Below are 5,422 nucleotides of genomic sequence, written 5' to 3' on the forward strand. Positions count from 1 at the left end.
CTGCGATATGGCCGCCGGAATTCTGACTGGTATGGCTGAAGCTGCCTTCGATTCCTGATGCCTGCTGGCTGGTTTCATAGCCGCCACCCGCCACCGAGCTGCTTTGATTGCCGTACGCATAGCCGGCCGAGGCCTGGTAGCCTTGCGAGCTGGATGACGACGTCGAGTGGCTTTGCGATGTCACAGCGAAGGCCGTACCGCTGGCCTTGATCGACGAAGAGTTGTTGTTGACGGTCGTCGTCACCTTACCGGTCGTGTAGCTCTGCGCTTGCGGGTCAAGCGACGCATGCACATTGACCGACTGATTATTGTTGATGACTGCGCCCGCCGTGCTCGACACGTGGACGCAACCAAACAGGCCCACCAGACCTTCGACGCCTACTGCTTCGCCGACTAGCGTGGCGTTGAACAGGTAGGCCTTTTGCGGTGCGGCGAACGTGCTGCTGGATGCGGCGACGAGGACGGCTGCAGCAATAAGAGTGCGCTTCATGATTCGCTCCGATACTTTAAGTGTGGTCAGTTAAAAAAAGTGCCCGCCGGGGGACGGAGCACAAAACTGTTTGCCGTGGCATTACCGGCGCCGGCGGTCTGGTTGATCTGCACGATCCCGCTGACGTTCTTGAAGGCATCGCTGGATATGTTTGCCTCGCGTACGCTATGAACCCCGATGGATTGACCCAGACCTCCGTTTTTCGGGGCCGTCGCGGATAGCTCCCCATCCGAGACGGTCTCGACTCCGAGTGCAGCAGTACCCAACTGGATGCTGTTGCGCTGCAGATTTCCTACTCCGACGGACTGGTTCACCAGCACCGCACCGGATGCATTCGAAAAAGCATTGGCTTCGATCGAGGCCCGCGCATTCGTGACCTTCGCGGCCGCCGTCGCGCTTTGCACGCTGGCGTTGTCGTTGCCGACTACGCCGCCGTTCGAAACCGTGACCTGATTGAGTTGCGCGTTATTGATGCCGGCCGTTTCATTGACCGTGAACGCGCCGGTGACGCCGGCGCCGGCGCCGTTGCCGATCGTCGCGTCGGCGCCGACGGTCGGTACTGCTTGCGCGTGGGCATGGCCCGCCACGAGGACTGAGCCGCTCATGCAGACAAACAGCGCCACATGCAGTGGCCTGACTTTGAGCGCGCTCATTTCAGACCTCCGAGCGAGCCGGAGAGGGCGCTCGACAGCGGCGCCAGCGCACCCGTCACCGACGAGGTGATCGTTCCGCCGATGCCCGGGCCCGGCATGCCGATGCCGCCGGCGTTCAGCGCGATGTTGTTGCCAGTCGTCTTGCCGCTCAGGATTTGCGTGACCGCCTGCATGCCGGTGCCGCCGAGCACGCCGCCGTCGGCGACGCCGCTCGACCCGTGCGCATTCGTCAGATCGGTATCGCCGACAAGCTGGGCGATCGCCGGATTGAAGCTATTGGCCGGGAACGCGGTGGCACGCACCGCGACCGGGTCCTGGTCCCGCGGCACCGGCACGAAGGCATCGCGCGGGGTGACCGTGCGTTCGACAATGATGTCGCCCGGGTTGACGGTCTGCTGCGCGGCGGCGCCGACGGTGAAACACGCGGCGAACAAGGCGACGATGGTTGCCAGAACCGCCGGCAACGGGGTGGACAACGCCGCCGGCGACCTGTGTGCGCCCGGCGTCCGGATTGAAGTGGTCATGTCTCGGTCCTTGCTCTCGTTCTGTTAGCGCGTGGTGTGTTGGGTACGCCACAGCCGCCGATTTGCATCGCTAATTTGTTCGGGCTACTTTCTTTGGTAATTGACGACATTGCCCTGTGCAGCGCGCGCGGCGTCGACCGGAATCGGCAACGGCGAGGGCGGGGCGATCTCGTCCCACAGCGTCACGTTGCTGCTGCCGCCGTTGCCGCCCATCAGTTGCGGCGTGGCGGCCACCATCAACATGCCGACCGCGCCGCCGCGCTGCCGCGACAGCATCTGGTCGTCGAGCGAAAAGTAGTTCACGGATGCAGCATCGGCCGGGAGGCTCAGTACGTCGCCGGCGAGCTGGCTTTCAGGGGCCGTCGTGTCCGGCGAAGCCACCACTGCGAGCGTCGTGCTCGTGAGGGTGGCGGAACCGGCACCGGCGGTTTCGGCCATCGTGGCTGATTGAGAGGGGGCGAATTCCTGTGCATTGACGCCAGCGGACAGTACGCTCAAGGCCACTGCGGCGGCGCATAGTGCAGCGCAAGGTGCACTGCTGCTCAGGTCGATGCGGAAAGCGAGTCGCATGATGTGCCTCCTTGGTGCACACCATTTAGCGAAACGTGTGCCATGAGTCGCAATCCATTGGTGCGTCTGGACGTGACCCGTATGCCTCGGAGTAACAACTGGGAAATCGGTCAAAAACGTTTCAGCGCTGAAACGGTAGGCAGAAAATACCTGTAATTCGTTAAATCTGAAGGTATGAACTACCTTGGGGTGAACGCCAGGAAAAGCGCTTCCACAATGGTTTTATTCATAAGCTGAATAAGTATTGATCGGCCGCTTGGCCTTGCTGGGAAAGGGGTCCCCGATTAAATTCGCATAATTGTTTTCCAAGTGGCGCGCGTATAGTAAGCTCTCGAAAACAGCTTCAGATTTAAAAAAGCCCGCTAACGGGCCGTCTCAAACACACACGCCGCTTTCTTGGGGATCAGCTGTCCGCACGGAATGGAATGGCCGTTCGGGTTTTGCTATTTCGCGAATCCCGAACGAGTCAGCGTGTCTGAACTTCAGTTCAGGTGCGTGCGTCATCCTTAACGTTCGTTGACGAGAGGATCTGAATAATGGAACCCGCAACGCGGCAACTGATTTACGTTTCACGTGATCCGAGCGCGGAGCTGAATACCCGCTTCCATCAGCGCGGCTGGCATGTCGAAGTCGTGGGGTCGGCGCGCGATGTGCGCCGTGCTGTTCGCGCCGGAATGGCGGCGGGCGGCTTGCTCGATCTGTCTAGCGATTTTCAGCCACACGAAATTGCCGCCTTCGAATCCTGTCTGACTATGCCCAACGTCGGCTGGGTCGCGGCCACCACGCCCGGACAATTGCAGGACGCGGCCTTGCGCCGGCTCGTGCGGGACTATTGTTTCGACTATGTAACGGTGCCTTACTCGGGCGACCGGATCGTCGATTCTGTCGGCCATGCATACGGCATGATCTCGCTTGGCGAATCGGCATCGAACGATGCATCGCAAGGCGCTGAGGGCGAAATGGTCGGCTCGTGTGATGCGATGCTCGCGCTGTTCCGTTCGATCCGTAAAGTGGCCATGACCGACGCGCCGGTGTTTATTTCAGGTGAATCGGGCACCGGCAAGGAGTTGACCGCGGTCGCGATCCACGAACGCTCGGCGCGCCGCAATGCGCCTTTCGTGCCGATCAACTGCGGCGCGATTCCGCCACATCTGTTGCAATCCGAACTATTTGGCTATGAGCGCGGCGCGTTCACCGGCGCCAATCAGCGCAAGATCGGCCGCGTGGAAGCGGCCAACGGCGGCACGCTGTTTCTCGACGAAATCGGCGATTTGCCGCTCGAAAGCCAGGCGAGCCTGTTGCGCTTCCTGCAGGAACGTAAAGTGGAGCGGCTGGGTGGCCACGGTTCGATCGACGTCGACGTGCGCATCATCTCGGCAACTCACGTGGATATGACATCCGCGATGATCGAAGGGCGGTTCCGCTCCGACCTGTATCACCGCCTGTGCGTGCTGCAAATCGACGAACCGCCGTTGCGCGCACGTGGTAAGGATATCGAACTGCTTGCGCGGCACATGCTGGAACGTTTCAAGAAAGATGCAAGCCGCCGCTTGCGCGGCTTCGCGCCCGACGCTATCGCGGCGCTGCATAACTACGGCTGGCCGGGCAATGTGCGCGAGTTGATCAATCGCGTGCGGCGCGCCATCGTGATGTCGGAAGGGCGTGCAATCACGGCGCGCGATCTCGAGCTCGCCGAGTATGTCGAGATCGTGCCGGTGTCGCTCGCGCAGGCGCGCGAAGCGGCCGAACGCCAGGCAATCGAGCTCGCCCTCCTGCGCCATCGCGGCCGTCTCGGCGACGCCGCGCAGGAACTCGGCATTTCGCGCGTGACGTTGTACCGCCTGTTGTGCTCGCACGGCATGCGCCATATGGAAGGCGGGCCGCTGAGCGCGCCACACGGCGACTTGCCGGCTTCCGTGCCGCATCTCTGACGGGCTTTCCTACCGATATTTTCTCCGCCGCGCGCCTCGACCGGGCGCCGTCCGGCTGCGCTTGTTAAAATCGGGTTTTCCGCTCAATCTCCGTGGCGTCCGCTCCTGACCAGGGGCGCGCTTCGTCGAAGGAACCCGCATGAAACAATACCTCGACCTCGTCCGCACGATTCTCGACACCGGCACGTGGCAGGAGAACCGCACCGGCATCCGCACCATCAGCATGCCTGGCGCCATGTTGCGCTTCGACCTCCAGCAGGGCTTTCCCGCGGTCACCACGAAAAAACTGGCCTTCAAATCGGCGGTGGGTGAACTGGTCGGATTTCTGCGCGCCTCACGCAGCGCCGCGGATTTTCGCGATCTGGGTTGTAAGGTGTGGGACGCGAATGCCAACCAGAATCCACAATGGCTTGCCAATCCGTATCGCCAGGGCGCGGACGATCTCGGCGACGTATATGGCGTGCAGTGGCGCCAGTGGCCGGCCTACAAGGTGCTGGATGCCGGCGCGAGCGCGCAGCTGGCCGACGCCACTGCGCGTGGCTTCCAGGTGGTGACGGAATTCGAGGAAGACGGCAGCTCCAAGGTACTGCTGTACAAGGCGATCGACCAGTTGCGCCAGTGTCTCGACACGATCATGCAGAACCCCGCTGACCGGCGAATTTTGTTTCATGCCTGGAACCCCGCTGTGCTGGACCAGATCGCGCTGCCGGCTTGCCACCTGCTTTATCAGTTCCTGCCGAACGCCGCGCGCCGTGAAATTTCGCTGTGTTTGTATATTCGCAGCAACGATGTCGGCCTCGGCACGCCGTTCAATCTGACCGAAGGCGCGGCGTTGCTGCATCTGGTCGGCCGTCTGACGGGTTATACACCGCGCTGGTTTACCTACTTCATCGGCGACGCGCATATCTACGAGAACCAGCTCGACATGCTGCAGCAACAACTCACGCGTGAGCCGTACGAAAGCCCCGCCTTCGCGATCTCGGACCGTGTGCCGGACTATGTGAAAACCGGCGTGTATGAGCCGGAATGGCTCGAGAAAATCGAGCCGTCGGACTTCTCGCTGGTCGGCTATCGGCATCACGAGCCGCTGACGGCGCCGATGGCGGTCTGAACATGGTCTGAGCGTCTGCTCGCTGCGTGCTCAAAGCTCAAAGCTCAAAGCTCAAAGCTCAAAGCTCAAAGAAAACCCCCCGCGATGCGAATCGCGGGGGTTTTTTCTTGGTGCGCCCAGCATGGGCGCACTCCAGTGGGTGC

5 protein-coding genes and 1 pseudogene are annotated in these 5,422 nt (G+C 61.7%); 2 read left to right on the top strand and 4 right to left on the bottom strand.

The features are described from left to right. The 4 genes and pseudogenes from VFE81_RS19785 to VFE81_RS19800 all read right to left on the bottom strand — a co-directional run. A pseudogene (locus VFE81_RS19785) lies at positions 1–490 on the bottom strand (hypothetical protein); the annotation flags it as partial. Between the two features lie 26 nt (positions 491–516). Then, positions 517–1,095: a hypothetical protein gene (locus VFE81_RS19790; RefSeq protein WP_414695627.1), complete on the bottom strand. Its 579-nt coding sequence runs from the start codon at positions 1,093–1,095 to the stop codon at positions 517–519. A gap of 44 nt (positions 1,096–1,139) precedes the next feature. Continuing rightward, complete coding sequence (locus tag VFE81_RS19795; RefSeq protein WP_325046217.1) at positions 1,140–1,667, bottom strand: hypothetical protein; 528 nt, start codon at positions 1,665–1,667, stop codon at positions 1,140–1,142. A gap of 84 nt (positions 1,668–1,751) precedes the next feature. Next, the gene (locus VFE81_RS19800) at positions 1,752–2,237 is read right to left on the bottom strand and encodes a hypothetical protein (RefSeq protein ID WP_325046218.1); all 486 of its coding nucleotides are present in this window, start codon (positions 2,235–2,237) and stop codon (positions 1,752–1,754) included. A 536-nt stretch (positions 2,238–2,773) separates the two neighbouring features. Between VFE81_RS19800 and VFE81_RS19805 the strand changes: the two genes are divergently transcribed. Both VFE81_RS19805 and VFE81_RS19810 read left to right on the top strand, forming a co-directional pair. After that, the gene (locus tag VFE81_RS19805) at positions 2,774–4,168 is read left to right on the top strand and encodes a sigma-54 dependent transcriptional regulator (protein ID WP_325046219.1); all 1,395 of its coding nucleotides are present in this window, start codon (positions 2,774–2,776) and stop codon (positions 4,166–4,168) included. Positions 4,169–4,307: 139 nt separating this feature from the next. Further along, entirely contained in the window at positions 4,308–5,279 is a 972-nt protein-coding gene (locus tag VFE81_RS19810) for a thymidylate synthase (RefSeq protein WP_325046220.1), read from the top strand. Positions 5,280–5,422: the final 143 nt, after the last annotated feature.

It is taken from the genome of Paraburkholderia sp., from assembly GCF_035656215.1.
Classification (GTDB): Bacteria; Pseudomonadota; Gammaproteobacteria; order Burkholderiales; family Burkholderiaceae; genus Paraburkholderia.